Raw genomic sequence first — 12669 nt, forward strand, 5'->3', positions numbered from 1 at the left:
TCTATCATGAGTTTATTAGCTTCGCGTTTTGGTTCAGCTAACAGTATTCGTCGTGACCGTCCACTGACCATTGAAGAATTATTTCGTACTGTACCGAGCATTTTCTCCGAAGATAAGCACGATTCTCGCAGTGAACGCTATACCTACATTCCGACCATTACCTTGTTAGATAGCCTGCAAAAAGAAGGCTTCTATCCGTTCTTTGCCTGCCAGACTCGGGTGCGTGATATCAGCCGTCGAGAGCACACCAAGCATATGTTACGACTTCGACGCCATGACCAAATCACTGGCGTACAAGTTCCTGAAATTATTCTGCTTAATAGCCATGATGGCTCAAGCAGCTATCAGATGCTGCCGGGACTCTTTAGAGCCGTGTGCTCTAACGGTTTGGTGTGCGGTGATGTATTAGGAGAAGTGCGTGTCCCCCATAAAGGGGATGTGGTGGGTAAAGTGATTGAAGGGGCGTATGAGGTACTCGATACATTTGAGCAAGTGGCTGAAAAACGCGAAAGTATGCAGTCGTTATTGTTACCGCCACCCGCCCAGCAAGCCTTTGCTGAAGCGGCTTTGACCTACCGCTTTGGTGAAGAGTTCCAACCTGTCACACGAGAGCAAGTTCTACAGCCTCGACGCGTTGAAGATAAGAAAGAAGACCTCTGGACAGTGTACCAACGTCTACAAGAAAACCTGATTAAAGGAGGATTATCTGGTCGCACTGCAAAAGGTAAACGTGCCCGAACTCGTTCGGTGAATGGAATTGATGGTGATATTAAACTCAATAAAGCCCTGTGGGTGATGGCCGATACTTTATTTAATCAACTCGCCCCTCGCCAACCCAACTAATTTTCCCGCCCTGACAGGTTGTGTCGTTACGCCTTACTTTCTTATCGTTCAAATAAAAAGCATAACGTTATTTATCAATGAATTGCTTATAGTGATTTTTCATTAAAATGCCTAATGAAAATTATTCCCAACAGACATAACCTGTCAATCCCCTAAGTTAAACTCCCTCATTCCTGTAATTTCTAACTGTCTGTTATTGAGAGCAATACGTTATGTTTCAGACCAACCGAAAATATGACCGCATGGCTGTGCGACTCTCTGCGTTGATTGCCCGCTTAATGGCAGGAGAAAGCCTTGTGCTCTCATGTTTAGCCCAAGAGTTCAATGTTTCTGAACGCACGTTACAACGGGATTTACGTGAACGTTTGGCTTATCTGGGTGTAGAAGGTCGACAAGGTTGTTATCGCTTGCCTATCAATACGCTAAAAGCATACCGAGACAAAGATGTTCTTACCTTTGTGAAACAGATTGGAATGACTCGGCTGTTTCCGGGGCTAGACAGTCGCTCGGGTTACTGTTAACCCAACAGCCTCATGCACCTTGTTTGATTTGGCATCATGCCCATAAGATTTCGGCTTTGCATGCCGACCATTTCTATCAATTGGTGTATGCCATTACCAGTAAGCAATCTATTAGCTTACTTACACCTGAGCGTCGTTTTAATCCGCTACAACCCTATCAACTGATTTACCGTGAAGGCCAGTGGTATTTACTGGCTGAATATCACCAGCAAGTGCATGTCTTGTTGTTAGATGATATCCAGCAAGTTCAGCCACTCAATACTCCCTTCACACCGAAACACGCAGTGATGCAACTGTCACAACAAAACAGTTTTATCGCGGCCTTACCGCATTTTAGATTGATATCACAATTACTTACCTCTCTTCCATCCCACAAAGAAAGGAGCCGACTATGACGTTATTAACCCCACTAGCATCACATCCAACACATTGCCCTCACTGTTCTTCTGAGCAAGACATCATTGCATGGGGTACGGGCTGGATGTGCCGCGATTGCGGTCACGAATGGATCATGCCTATTCAAAATAACCACCATACCGTGAATTCATCATCACATAAGGAAGCTTAAAAATATGAACACCGTTTCACACTTACAACTGGGTTTAGAACGCATCGCTATTGTTATCAGTATTTTGTTATGCCTTTGGATCACTGGCGCATTGTTAACATATTTCCAGCTTATCGCCCTCATCATGAACCCGTATGGGATCACATTGATGTACTTCGTTTTATATCTTTTGGCTTTGGTTATCCCACAACTCTTGGCGCAATTGGGCTTATGGGTTTTGAGTGCCTTTAAGGGGGTTGATTATAAAATCCATTTCAACCCCAAATTAATTGCCATTATCTCGTCCATCATTATCGGATTAGCCCTCTCTAGCCTACTGATTATCATGTCATCCGGTTGGCTATACGGTTTTACTGAAGGTATCGCCACCACGATATTACTGGTTGATTTGCTTATCGCCACTGGCACTGCCTTTTATCTTCATCGGCGAATTCGTCACTGGATTTCAGTGCGACTAAACCGTCAGTCATCACATTAACCATGATCAGCAATTTTTGTTGTGGATACCTTATTCACCATTCACCCGATAACCACCGAATACGCCATATCAGGGAAAGCCAAGCACCCATTAGACGGTGTTCATCAAGCGTCAATCTGACGTTTCTATTTATATTGATAGGAATTTATAATGAAAAAATATGTAGTTGTAACTGTATTGGCCTCACTGTGGTTGATGACATCACCCGCCTCTGCCACCAGCCAGCCCCTTAAAAATACCATTTGGGAATATAAAGGCGATGGCGGTAAAACCTTATGGCAAGTGTGTGGAAGCCAAAACAGTAGCTGTAGGATTGTGGGCTCAACCAAGCATTATGTTGCTGTACTGAATCATAAATCCGCGTCAGGTTGCGCATTTGGTGATTTTTATATTGTGGCAAGAACCGATGGAAATTGGCAACAACGCGATACAGGCACTTGTAGCCCTAATGCCTATGTCCAAAAAGGATACATTAATAACGGGCAATATTCGTCAGTTGATATTGGTGTCAACGGTACTATCGTCAAACGCTATCCGATAGGTTACTGGAACCAGCAAAAAGAATTATCAGGTAAAAAACGCCCACATTGGAAAGAAAAAGACCGTACTAAAGGTGGATTGCAAACCAATCAACAATAAATAACATTCTCGCTACCGTCACTTGCTGTAGCGGGTATGATAAAAGATAACTAAAGGTAACGTAATGAATAAGATAAAAAGCCTATTTGCGATAGGGCTATTGGCAGTGAGTACATTTAGTTTGGCTGAAGAACAACAGCGTTATGCAAGCATCACACATACGAGTTCAAATTTTATTAACCAAGGCTACTGTGGTTATTCATTTACCCTCGATAATGGTGGTAGCCATATGGCTCTAGACCACGCGGAGTTTGGTGCGCTTGAACTAACGCTGCGAATGAAAGATAGGCAAGGAAAAGTATTAGGGGATACAGTATTGGAAGTAGAACCTTTTGGCGACTCTAGCGCCACTCGTGCCACTTTTGCAGGATTAGAAATACCTTGTGAAGATGTTGCTGAATTTGAAGTGATTAAAGCGCTGGAAGATCAGAACGGGCGTAAGGTTGAATTACCGTTATCGATCTTTGAGGCTAGTAACCCAAAGTTAGCAAAAATGTCGGTGGCAGGGAAAAAATAATAATTTTTTAGTTATACACCAAAGAAACCAGTGGCAGATTGAATGATCTGCCATTTTTTTTGATTAGTCGGCTTTGAGCAAAGAGCTTAAGTTAACCAATTATTTTCTCAAAACATTGTATAGAAAATAATAGGTTAAATTGAGTTTTATAAAAACTCCTTGTTTACCTTATAAGAGCGGCTATTATAAACACATATCCACATTGTAGAAGTTGAGGTAAGAATGCAAGGATTTTGGGAAATTTTCGGCAGTGCGCCTTTTATAGCTATAGCTTGGCTCTGTACAGTCATCAGCTGCATCTATGCCTTTATTCAAAAAAATAATGTGAGCAATATAAAACAAAAATTCAATGATCTAAACGTTATACATAACACTGTAATGATTCAAAACAGCACTCTTCAGCAAAAGAACGTGGCCTTAGAAGTCTCCAATAATGAATTAAAAATCCAGAATACAAACCTTGAACAAAAAATAATCAAAATTGAGCAAAACGATATTCATGATAACTATCAAGAAGTGCATCAACATGGCCAAAGTAATTTTAACCAAGGTGTCATAAAAGGCGACTTTATTTACAATAAATAAGAGTCCTAGGCTTATCTATGTGCGAAACAAGAATTGATATCCAAAAAATAGAAGGTGACTTCTACAATATGGCAGCCCCAGAAAATAATGTTGACTCAATTATAAACATTATCATTGGTGATATTGCATCCACTAAGGTGAAAATTGACCGTAGCGATCGTTCTTTTCCCGCGAATGTTACAACAAAAATCAACCACAATCTGCTTAATAGCAGACGTAGAATAATCTTGCAATACAAATCATACTCTTCTCATATTGAAAGAGCCTATATTCTTGCAGAACAAAATATAATCAATGGAAAACAATCAGCTATGGAATTGCTAAATGAAATGTATTGCAATTCACTAGAAAAACATGGGATCGACTCTTTTGAACCTGACATAACAAAAGTACGACAACATGCTGATGAAATCATCAGCGATGTAATTAAGCAACTCAGGAAATTCGTTTATAGTTCAGCTAATGTAACTCAATACAAAGAACAAGTAGAAATTGGCATAAATGTTGTTGTTGCGCATGCCTTTGTTGAGTGTTGTGTCTTGGAGAATCCTAACCATGATACCGATTAAAGGCTCTCATCCAAAAATGAACGTACTCTATATAGGTGGCTTTATTCTGGAAAAGCTTCATGAGTGCAAAAAAAAGCGCATGACGATCACTCAACTAATGAAAATTGGGAATAAAGAGCTCTCAGTTTCTGTAGACCACATTATTTTAACATTAGACTGGCTATATATTATTTCAGCTATCAGTTACAATGAAAAAGAGATTTTTATCAATGAAGCTACTTAGGTTTCTCTTGGAAATAGACGGAAAAGAAATACGAGAAATATTATTTCTCAATAACTTAAATATAATTACAAGTAAAAAGAAATCTGATGAGCCGGGAAATAGCGTTGGTAAATCAACTTTAGGCAGAATTCTTGACTATTTGTTTGATGGTTCAATTAAACCCATCTACATTGATGAGGAATTTCAAACACCTAAAAAAGAAATTGAACAACTTTTTACTAATAGTGAAGTATATGCTTCACTAGAATATTTAGGTTTAGACAATCAACATACTGTTATCAAACGTAGACTTTCTGCAAATATAGATCTACAAAGTTATATTTTAAATGGACACGAAGTAAAAAGTAAAGAGTATATTTCTCACATTATGGCCAGTATTTTCAATGTATACTCTGCTAAACCAACTATCAGAAAACTTGCCCCAAAATTTTTTAGAACAACACAGCACCGTATGACAAAAACAGTCAATTTTGACAACAGTCAAAACGTTTCAAAGTCAGATATCAATACTGTTTTTTTATATTTATTCAACTTTAATGACACTGAAATTCTTAGTAAAGTCCATAAACTAAAAACAACTATCAAGCGTTATGAAAAAAATCTAATAGCATTCAATAGTGTAATTACTCAAGATAAAATAGTTGGCTCGATATCTAAAATAAAACAAGAAATTGCCAAATTAGAAAAGACACTTTTATCATCTGAAAAAGGTATCGACAAGCTAGAAATTGTATCTAGAATCAATGCGATTGATGATGAACAAAACTGCTTATCCGATGAAATTTTATCTTTAGACTTAAAGATAAAAAACATTTTGGAAACCAATAAAATACTTAAGAATAATGAACAGCTACATTTGCTAGATGAACTACAAGCAATTTATGAGTACGCATCGGTTAAAATAGAATCTACACTTGAAGATTATCAACAAGCTCTTGAGTTCCATGCCCATCTTCTAAACACTAAGCGTGAATTCGTTTCTCATGGATTAGATAAGCTTCAAGAGGAACATGCAAAAGCAATAGTTAAATTTAGTCAACTTAAAAATCAAAAACTGAACCTTTTCGACGAGCTCAAGTCAAAAAGGAAAATAGAAGAACTTTCTGATACGATTAAAGAAATTGGCAATTTAGATAAAGAATTAGCAAAATTAACTGCCATTATTGATAAAAAAGATGACATCGATTCAAAATTAGTAATTGAAAATCTACGCTTAACTGAGTTGTCAAAGGAACTAGAAAAAGAGCTTACTAGCGTAACCTCTTTTGAACAAAAATATATAGAAAATTTTAAAGATTACACTCTTGATTTTTATGGTGTTAAATACAATTTTAGCCTTCATTTAAACCAAGAAAAAGGCGAATGTTCCCCTCACGTAGATGATGTCGAATCAAACAACGAAGGGGGATTAAAGAGACTTGAAGTTGTTACGTTCGATCTGGCATATATAAAGACAGTTTGTGATGAACACGCGATGAGGCCTAACTTTGTACTGCATGACTCTATTGATGAAATCGACATCCAGTACATCCGCAAAGTTTTTGATGAGTCGATTAAACTATCAGGGCAACACATTGTATCAATGTTGTCTGATAAATTAGTTCAAAAAGATTATCAGAAATATAAGCCTTACATCATTCTTGAACTATCTCAAGATAACAAATTCTTCAAACTGTAACATTCATGGCTACTAAATTAGTAGCCTTTTCTGTAATGTTACTATTTACAGAATATCAGCAACTGAAGCAAAGTAGTAATTTCTATATAAACTGATAAAATGCAAAACCATATGTATAGCTATCCCACTAATATTAGCGTCTAAAAATCAATCAAAATATTTTTAGGCACCTTATTAGGCACTTTTGAAAAGTTGAATTGAACATTAGCACTATAAAATCATTTAGTTAAGCGACGAATTCAGACTCCCCCAGCCCACCAAATTATCTTCTAAGGACGTCCAAAGAAGACTGAAAAGCCCGCTAACTCAATGAGTTGCGGGCTTTTTTATGTCCTATACTGTCCCTATTTTATCCCACCCAAACTAATTCCTTTAGGCCCATTAATAGGCCCAACGAAAAGAACTAACATCTTTGTTGGGTCTAAACGCATGGAAATTTTTCATGGCAAGAAAAACTAAGCCATTGACCGATACCGAAATCAAAGCAGCTAAACCGCAGGACAAGGACTATCAGCTGTATGATAGTGATGGACTCAGGCTGCTAATCAAATCTAGCGGAAGCAAGTTATGGCAATTCCGTTACTACCGTCCTTTGACTAGTCCTGATATAGGTTGACAACTTTTCAGGGATAAAACGCGCGATGAACCTCATTGGGCGTTTTATAATTTAATGATAAATGCGGTCGCCTTTCATTATACAACTACATTGATTCTTCGACTAACTTTCTTGCCTGCTCCAAATTACTCGGCTTGATTAGTAAATACTCCATTTTCAATATTCCATTGACCCGTAAGTACGGCATCAGTTATCGTGAGCTTAAGGAAATGCTGGCAGAGCGTGGTGTCGATGTCGATCACTCTACCATTTACCGCTGGGTTCAACATTATGCGCCACAATTGGACAAGAAACTCCAGTGGTATTGGTATAATTCCCTCCCCCTCAAACCTAGTCTCTCAATCTCTAGTGAAGGTTTCTGAAGGATAGCGCATCGAAAAACAAAACGGCAAACACACGCCAAGCCAATACTGGATGAGTTTTACGAATGGATGACAACTCAACGATTGATAGAATCTAGCCCATTGGGTAATGGCCATAAAATACACCCTGGAGCAATGGCCTAAACTCATTCGTTCTATCGATGACGGTCACTTATCTATCGACAATAATCGGGCAGAACGCGCAATTAAACTGCTGATCATAGGCAGAAAAATTTAGCTCTTCTCAACCAATCCAAATGGCGCGGAAGCGAGTGCGATGCTTTACAGTATCGTCGAGACCGCGAAAGCCAAAGGGCAGTGATGTGACAACAACTATTAAAACAATATGTTAGCAAAGTTGAGCGGATAGTAACTTGACCCAGAATAGTCTTTAAACCGCACGTATAATGCATGTGCAGTTGAAGAATAAAAAAGCTCACTCCAGCCCTCCGGGCTTTTCGCCTTATATTCCCACTTGCACTGGGCGATGGTTTACGGTGGATCTTGCTAAATAAGCTTGAAACTTTTCCAATCTAAAATTGGTTAGTTAAATATTACTAGTCAATATAAATACTCAATACCATTCTGTTATCTAGCTATTTATTTTTAAGCGACCAAGTTAATCACAAAATATAAAAATAATTTAATATTCGCTCTTATTTACATGCATCTTTCAGACCTGCTTTACAGGATTTCTGTAATAATTCAGTTGATTTTTTTTCATTAAAATCAACACCTTCACCATCTCGATACATTTTTCCCAACATAAACATCGCTGAGGGATGGCCTTGATTGGCTGCTTTCTCGAACCATTCAGCTGAAATGATATAATTTTGTCTTACGCCAATTCCATCGTAGTACATTAAACCTAAATAATTTTGAGCATCTTTATTACCTTGCTTCGATGATTTTTCAAACCATTTTATAGCAGTCTCAAAATTTTGTTCCACGCCATGACCATTAAGATACATATCCCCCAAAAATACTTGCGCATCTTGATTACCTTTTCCTGCCGCCATAGTGAGCCATTTTTTAGCTTTTTTATAATCCTGCTTTACCTCTTGTCCTAAATAATAACTGACACCCAGTAATACTTGCGCTTTAATATCCCCTTTTGCCGCCACACTTTCAACTTGCTTAATAGTTTCCTGAGGTATGGCGGCTAAGCTAGTATTCATTACGATGAATAGCATAAAAATCATTAAAAAAATCGAGTTTATCATTCGCTTTAAGAGTATTTTCATTTTGTTATTAATATATCGCTTTAATAAAATTATTCGATGCTATCAAATATAACAAAATCATTACGTAAAGAAAACTATCAAGCCAGAGCAGCATGGGATAACCGCTAGTTATATAAATTATTTTTCACTTCCTTAATTAAATTAAAATCATCATTTATACTTTATAATAACTGAAGTAATTAAATAGTGGCTCAAAACCTAACCGTCGATATAGTTCAACCCCATAAGGTGACGATTCTAAATAACAACAGGTGATCTTTTTTTGTAGACACAAATCTAATACATAACGAATTAAATACGTCGCATTACCTTGTTTTTGATGATCAATATGTGTAGCAATATCATCTAATCTTGCCATTTTATTATGAATAGTTAATGTCAATGAGGTGACAGGAAATTGAGATTTAATTAATACAAAATGGTAAATCTCTATCTTCTTATTGAGTATATTCTGATGATATTCAATATATTGGTTGATGATATGAAGGTCATCAATTTCCTCACCTAAAAAAGCACTTTTAAGGGGTTGTGCCCACAATGATAAATTATCATTGACGAGCCTAATCACTAGAGATTTTTCTTCCTGCCATTGATTTTTTTTCGTGTATTTATTTAGTGCTAATCCCATTGCGGTTGTCATACTATCAGCTTTATAGCTACCACAAGTTAATATCGGCAATAAAGATGATATTGCACTGTCCTTTATAACCAGACAGTAAGCTTTATTTTTTTCATCAAAAACCTCCTGTGCTGCATGTAAAGTTTTTAGATTTATTGGTGCTCTTATAAGAATAAAATTAAAAATAGATAGATCTATCGAGGTTAAATAGCACTCTACTGAAGAGTTAATAACTTCATGCTTTTGGCAAAGAGATACCCAAAATAACTGCTCAATATCAAAATAATTTTTTATATTTACCATAATATGGTCATCGCTCCCAACTACCACTATTACAAATAAACACCTAAGTAATATTAATAGATAAAAATATATCTTATATGTTTGATTTACTATCATACACCACACGACACTCATAAAACGACAATATAATTGCAATAAAAACACATAATATCAGACAAAATTTATTTTATCTTGCGGCCTCAATTTGTTATAACCTATACCATAGTCTACTAATGAACATTTTTTATAAAAAACGGCTTCTTTATAAAAAAATCAATATAATTAATATATATAATCAGATTGAATTTAACTTATGATTGATGTTTTCATAAGAATGATCCCGTTTACCTTTCATTTAAAGCATTAAGAATAAAATAAAAAGTATTAATACAAAGATTACCCACTTATTTCATTGATTATCTTTGTCTCACTCACAGCAATTAGTTAATTAAATAACATGAAAAAATTAGAATATTTTTTAAAAATAATACGAACCAGCATTATTAGCGATAAAAATTACTTAACCAAAAAATTCATGAGAAAAATCAAGTACACACCGAACTTTGATTTCCCTACCAGCTTTAATGAGAAAATAAACCATCGAATTTTATATGATAGAAACCCACTATTTACTCAATTAGCAGATAAACTATTAGTCAGAGATTTTATAAAACAGAAGATTGGTGAAGATTATTTAGTCCCACTACTAAAAACTTATACTAAAACTCAACAAATACGATTAGATGAACTACCTGAGCAATTTGTACTAAAATGCAATCATGACAGTGGTAGCAGCATTATTTGTCATTCTAAGCGCCATTTTGATTTATCTAAAGCTACAAAAAAGCTTGATTTTTACCTTATGCGTAATTTTTACTATATTACGCGTGAAAAACACTATAAAGATATTAATGCTAAAATTATTTGCGAAAAATATATTGATTTATTTAGTAATAATAACCGCATGCTGACGCCAGAAACGTGTAGAATTCACTGTTTTAACGGAGCACCCCATTATTCTGAAATTGATTTTTCTGATGAAAATGGCAATGAATTTATTAATATTTATGATCCTGAATGGAACCTACAATCAGTTACGCTTGGATATCCTAATATGCGTCATAAGCTCCCTCAGCCAACGTTATATTCCAAAATGCTTGAGCTTGCTAAAATTTTAGCTGAAGGGTTTGATTATTGTCGTGTTGATTTCTTAATATCAGAAAATAAGATTTACTTTAGTGAATTAACATTTACACCTAATGCCGGACGCACTCCTATCGAACCAATATCATGGGATTATAAACTAGGCTCCCTTTGGCAACAGAAAATTTATACCGCTAATTAAAAAGTTATTGATTAACAATCAAAGCTTATAAATAAATGTGAATATTTATAAATAAAAAGGGTAGTCAAATAAAATGACTACCCTTTTCTATACGAATCAATCCAGTTATATATTTAACTAACCAGAATATGACTTTTACGTCGGACACTTGCAATCAGCATATAAATAGCCGTTGCGAGTAAAACCATAAAGAAAAAGTCCATTAATCCATTATTCTGAGCTATAAATCTACCGGCGCCGACAGGCCCAACTGCTGACCCAATGCTGTAGCTAAATAACATAACTTGAGTTGCCGCGACAATATAAGATGAGTCCAGATTATCGCATGCCAATGTAATAGCGATTGGATAAAGTGCAAAAGATGACATACCCAATAATGCCAAGGCAATAACCATGACTAAATAATCATCTGATAAATAAATCATCCCCATAGCAAAAACACCTAGCAAAGAAACCATAGCTAACAGTAAAGTTTTACTCATTAATAAGGACAATTTACTAATAACTGGCTGAATAACCATACCACCTAAAATAATAGCAGCCATCAAAACTCCCACCTGTTCAGTAGAGTAATGACCTTCTATTAATGATAATGGCATTAGACCATAGATAGTCCCCATCACAACACCGGATACCATACAACCGATAATCGCAGGTTTACTTAATTTACTGATTTTCTTGAGTGATAAACGATGATGCGTTGCACATGTAGGTTGTCCTTGACGTAAAAATAAAGGAGGCATAACCGCTAATAACAAAAGCCCTAACACTGCAACAAATGGGATAAGACCCTGGGTACCAATGACACCAATCACTAATTGTCCCACCGTTGTTCCGCCATAAAGAGCCGTCATATAAAAACTCAGACGTTTTGCTCGTTCCTTAGGGCTATCACCAATTAATAACCACGACTCAACCACCACGAAAATACCAGCAACAGCAATACCTGCAACTAAGCGAATCGGTAGCCAAAATTCAATTTTCGGAGCTATAGGCAACGCAATGACAGTAACTGATAGCATTAATAAAAAGCTAACAAATGATAAACGATGGCCAATTTTGGCGATCACTGGTTCAATCAGCATAGAACCAATAAGTAACCCAATATAATAAATACTAGCTAACCAGCTGGCATAACTTGTATCAATAGCAAAATTCCCCATGGATAAAGGAATTAAACTCATTAAATAACCGGAAGCAATAGCAAAAATAGTTAAGCCAGCGACAGGGACGAAAGCACTGTCATTGGTGCGCATAGCAGAGGCCTGTTTCACGACCATCTCTCCACTTTAAAAGTAATTACATGCGCTGCATCTTCATCGGGGGAATGCCATTAGGCCTTGTAATTCACACTGAGGAACAGTATAAATTCCGGCGACTGGAGCAGAATAAATAAAAGCTCAATAGCTTAATTGCGCGCAATATAGATCTTTCTATACATAAATTACAATGAGAAAATCTAATGCTTATAAGCAAAAATTTTTATATTGGATTTTAACTTAATTAATAAATTTTATTACCCATCTTAAAAAAACAAACATTACCAATGAAAACAAAACATTACAGATTACTAACTGATT

16 protein-coding genes and 3 pseudogenes are annotated in these 12669 nt (G+C 36.2%); 14 read left to right on the top strand and 5 right to left on the bottom strand.

The features are described 5' to 3' along the window. Positions 1-6: 6 nt before the first annotated feature. The 12 genes and pseudogenes from MNY66_RS10805 to MNY66_RS10860 all read left to right on the top strand — a co-directional run. The gene (locus tag MNY66_RS10805; RefSeq protein ID WP_241500836.1) at positions 7-843 is read left to right on the top strand and encodes a DUF932 domain-containing protein; all 837 of its coding nucleotides are present in this window, start codon (positions 7-9) and stop codon (positions 841-843) included. A 212-nt stretch (positions 844-1055) separates the two neighbouring features. Beyond that, positions 1056-1364, top strand: coding sequence for an HTH domain-containing protein (locus MNY66_RS10810; protein ID WP_241500837.1), 309 nt, complete (start codon positions 1056-1058; stop codon positions 1362-1364). A gap of 23 nt (positions 1365-1387) precedes the next feature. After that, positions 1388-1759: a WYL domain-containing protein gene (locus MNY66_RS10815; RefSeq protein WP_241500838.1), complete on the top strand. Its 372-nt coding sequence runs from the start codon at positions 1388-1390 to the stop codon at positions 1757-1759. After that, positions 1756-1932, top strand: coding sequence for a hypothetical protein (locus MNY66_RS10820; RefSeq protein WP_241500839.1), 177 nt, complete (start codon positions 1756-1758; stop codon positions 1930-1932). Before MNY66_RS10815 ends, MNY66_RS10820 begins: the two co-directional genes overlap by 4 nt. Positions 1933-1936: 4 nt before the next feature. After that, complete coding sequence (locus MNY66_RS10825) at positions 1937-2410, top strand: hypothetical protein (RefSeq protein ID WP_241500840.1); 474 nt, start codon at positions 1937-1939, stop codon at positions 2408-2410. A gap of 150 nt (positions 2411-2560) precedes the next feature. Continuing rightward, on the top strand, positions 2561-3049 hold the full coding sequence (locus MNY66_RS10830; RefSeq protein WP_241500841.1) for a hypothetical protein: 489 nt from the start codon (positions 2561-2563) through the stop codon (positions 3047-3049). Positions 3050-3113: 64 nt separating this feature from the next. Beyond that, on the top strand, positions 3114-3566 hold the full coding sequence (locus tag MNY66_RS10835; protein WP_241500842.1) for an IrmA family protein: 453 nt from the start codon (positions 3114-3116) through the stop codon (positions 3564-3566). Between the two features lie 222 nt (positions 3567-3788). Then, positions 3789-4151: a hypothetical protein gene (locus MNY66_RS10840; protein ID WP_241500843.1), complete on the top strand. Its 363-nt coding sequence runs from the start codon at positions 3789-3791 to the stop codon at positions 4149-4151. A gap of 17 nt (positions 4152-4168) precedes the next feature. Continuing rightward, positions 4169-4720, top strand: coding sequence for an ABC-three component system protein (locus MNY66_RS10845; protein WP_241500844.1), 552 nt, complete (start codon positions 4169-4171; stop codon positions 4718-4720). Further along, on the top strand, positions 4707-4943 hold the full coding sequence (locus tag MNY66_RS10850; RefSeq protein WP_241500845.1) for an ABC-three component system middle component 6: 237 nt from the start codon (positions 4707-4709) through the stop codon (positions 4941-4943). Before MNY66_RS10845 ends, MNY66_RS10850 begins: the two co-directional genes overlap by 14 nt. Continuing rightward, a complete protein-coding gene (locus tag MNY66_RS10855; protein WP_241500846.1) occupies positions 4930-6621 on the top strand; it encodes a DUF2326 domain-containing protein in 1692 nt (563 codons plus the stop codon). The genes MNY66_RS10850 and MNY66_RS10855 overlap by 14 nt, the downstream gene beginning before the upstream one ends. 442 nt (positions 6622-7063) lie before the next feature. Next, a pseudogene (locus MNY66_RS10860) lies at positions 7064-7219 on the top strand (integrase arm-type DNA-binding domain-containing protein); the annotation flags it as partial. Positions 7220-7244: 25 nt separating this feature from the next. Here MNY66_RS10860 and MNY66_RS10865 read toward each other — a convergent pair. Both MNY66_RS10865 and MNY66_RS18185 read right to left on the bottom strand, forming a co-directional pair. Next, a pseudogene (locus tag MNY66_RS10865) lies at positions 7245-7412 on the bottom strand (integrase core domain-containing protein); the annotation flags it as partial. Continuing rightward, complete coding sequence (locus MNY66_RS18185) at positions 7363-7506, bottom strand: hypothetical protein (RefSeq protein ID WP_435371753.1); 144 nt, start codon at positions 7504-7506, stop codon at positions 7363-7365. The gene MNY66_RS18185 and the pseudogene MNY66_RS10865, both read right to left, overlap by 50 nt. A gap of 117 nt (positions 7507-7623) precedes the next feature. On the opposite strand from MNY66_RS18185, the pseudogene MNY66_RS10875 reads away from it, so the two are divergent. After that, positions 7624-7915 (top strand): annotated as a pseudogene (locus MNY66_RS10875) (IS66 family transposase); the annotation flags it as partial. Positions 7916-8255: 340 nt separating this feature from the next. Here MNY66_RS10875 and MNY66_RS10880 read toward each other — a convergent pair. Both MNY66_RS10880 and MNY66_RS10885 read right to left on the bottom strand, forming a co-directional pair. After that, positions 8256-8792: a tetratricopeptide repeat protein gene (locus MNY66_RS10880; RefSeq protein WP_241500847.1), complete on the bottom strand. Its 537-nt coding sequence runs from the start codon at positions 8790-8792 to the stop codon at positions 8256-8258. A 205-nt stretch (positions 8793-8997) separates the two neighbouring features. Next, positions 8998-9765: a GNAT family N-acetyltransferase gene (locus MNY66_RS10885; protein ID WP_241500848.1), complete on the bottom strand. Its 768-nt coding sequence runs from the start codon at positions 9763-9765 to the stop codon at positions 8998-9000. Positions 9766-10201: 436 nt separating this feature from the next. Between MNY66_RS10885 and MNY66_RS10890 the strand changes: the two genes are divergently transcribed. Beyond that, positions 10202-11089, top strand: coding sequence for an ATP-grasp fold amidoligase family protein (locus tag MNY66_RS10890; protein WP_241500849.1), 888 nt, complete (start codon positions 10202-10204; stop codon positions 11087-11089). 113 nt (positions 11090-11202) lie between these two features. Here MNY66_RS10890 and MNY66_RS10895 read toward each other — a convergent pair whose 3' ends face one another. Then, entirely contained in the window at positions 11203-12345 is a 1143-nt protein-coding gene (locus MNY66_RS10895; RefSeq protein ID WP_241501887.1) for an MFS transporter, read from the bottom strand. Positions 12346-12669 lie beyond the last annotated feature (324 nt).

It is taken from the genome of Moellerella wisconsensis, from assembly GCF_022592395.1.
Taxonomy (GTDB): domain Bacteria; phylum Pseudomonadota; class Gammaproteobacteria; order Enterobacterales; family Enterobacteriaceae; genus Moellerella; species Moellerella wisconsensis.

Bases quoted from the DNA above. Each gene is read 5' to 3' on its own strand.
- MNY66_RS10805 (WP_241500836.1), top strand. From the start codon at position 7: ATGAGTTTATTAGCTTCGCGTTTTGGTTCAGCTAACAGTATTCGTCGT.
- MNY66_RS10810 (WP_241500837.1), top strand. From the start codon at position 1,056: ATGTTTCAGACCAACCGAAAATATGACCGCATGGCTGTGCGACTCTCT.
- MNY66_RS10820 (WP_241500839.1), top strand. From the start codon at position 1,756: ATGACGTTATTAACCCCACTAGCATCACATCCAACACATTGCCCTCAC.
- MNY66_RS10825 (WP_241500840.1), top strand. From the start codon at position 1,937: ATGAACACCGTTTCACACTTACAACTGGGTTTAGAACGCATCGCTATT.
- MNY66_RS10830 (WP_241500841.1), top strand. From the start codon at position 2,561: ATGAAAAAATATGTAGTTGTAACTGTATTGGCCTCACTGTGGTTGATG.
- MNY66_RS10835 (WP_241500842.1), top strand. From the start codon at position 3,114: ATGAATAAGATAAAAAGCCTATTTGCGATAGGGCTATTGGCAGTGAGT.
- MNY66_RS10840 (WP_241500843.1), top strand. From the start codon at position 3,789: ATGCAAGGATTTTGGGAAATTTTCGGCAGTGCGCCTTTTATAGCTATA.
- MNY66_RS10845 (WP_241500844.1), top strand. From the start codon at position 4,169: ATGTGCGAAACAAGAATTGATATCCAAAAAATAGAAGGTGACTTCTAC.
- MNY66_RS10850 (WP_241500845.1), top strand. From the start codon at position 4,707: ATGATACCGATTAAAGGCTCTCATCCAAAAATGAACGTACTCTATATA.
- MNY66_RS10855 (WP_241500846.1), top strand. From the start codon at position 4,930: ATGAAGCTACTTAGGTTTCTCTTGGAAATAGACGGAAAAGAAATACGA.
- MNY66_RS18185 (WP_435371753.1), bottom strand. From the start codon at position 7,506: ATGTTGAACCCAGCGGTAAATGGTAGAGTGATCGACATCGACACCACG.
- MNY66_RS10880 (WP_241500847.1), bottom strand. From the start codon at position 8,792: ATGCTATTCATCGTAATGAATACTAGCTTAGCCGCCATACCTCAGGAA.
- MNY66_RS10885 (WP_241500848.1), bottom strand. From the start codon at position 9,765: ATGGTAAATATAAAAAATTATTTTGATATTGAGCAGTTATTTTGGGTA.
- MNY66_RS10890 (WP_241500849.1), top strand. From the start codon at position 10,202: ATGAAAAAATTAGAATATTTTTTAAAAATAATACGAACCAGCATTATT.
- MNY66_RS10895 (WP_241501887.1), bottom strand. From the start codon at position 12,345: ATGCGCACCAATGACAGTGCTTTCGTCCCTGTCGCTGGCTTAACTATT.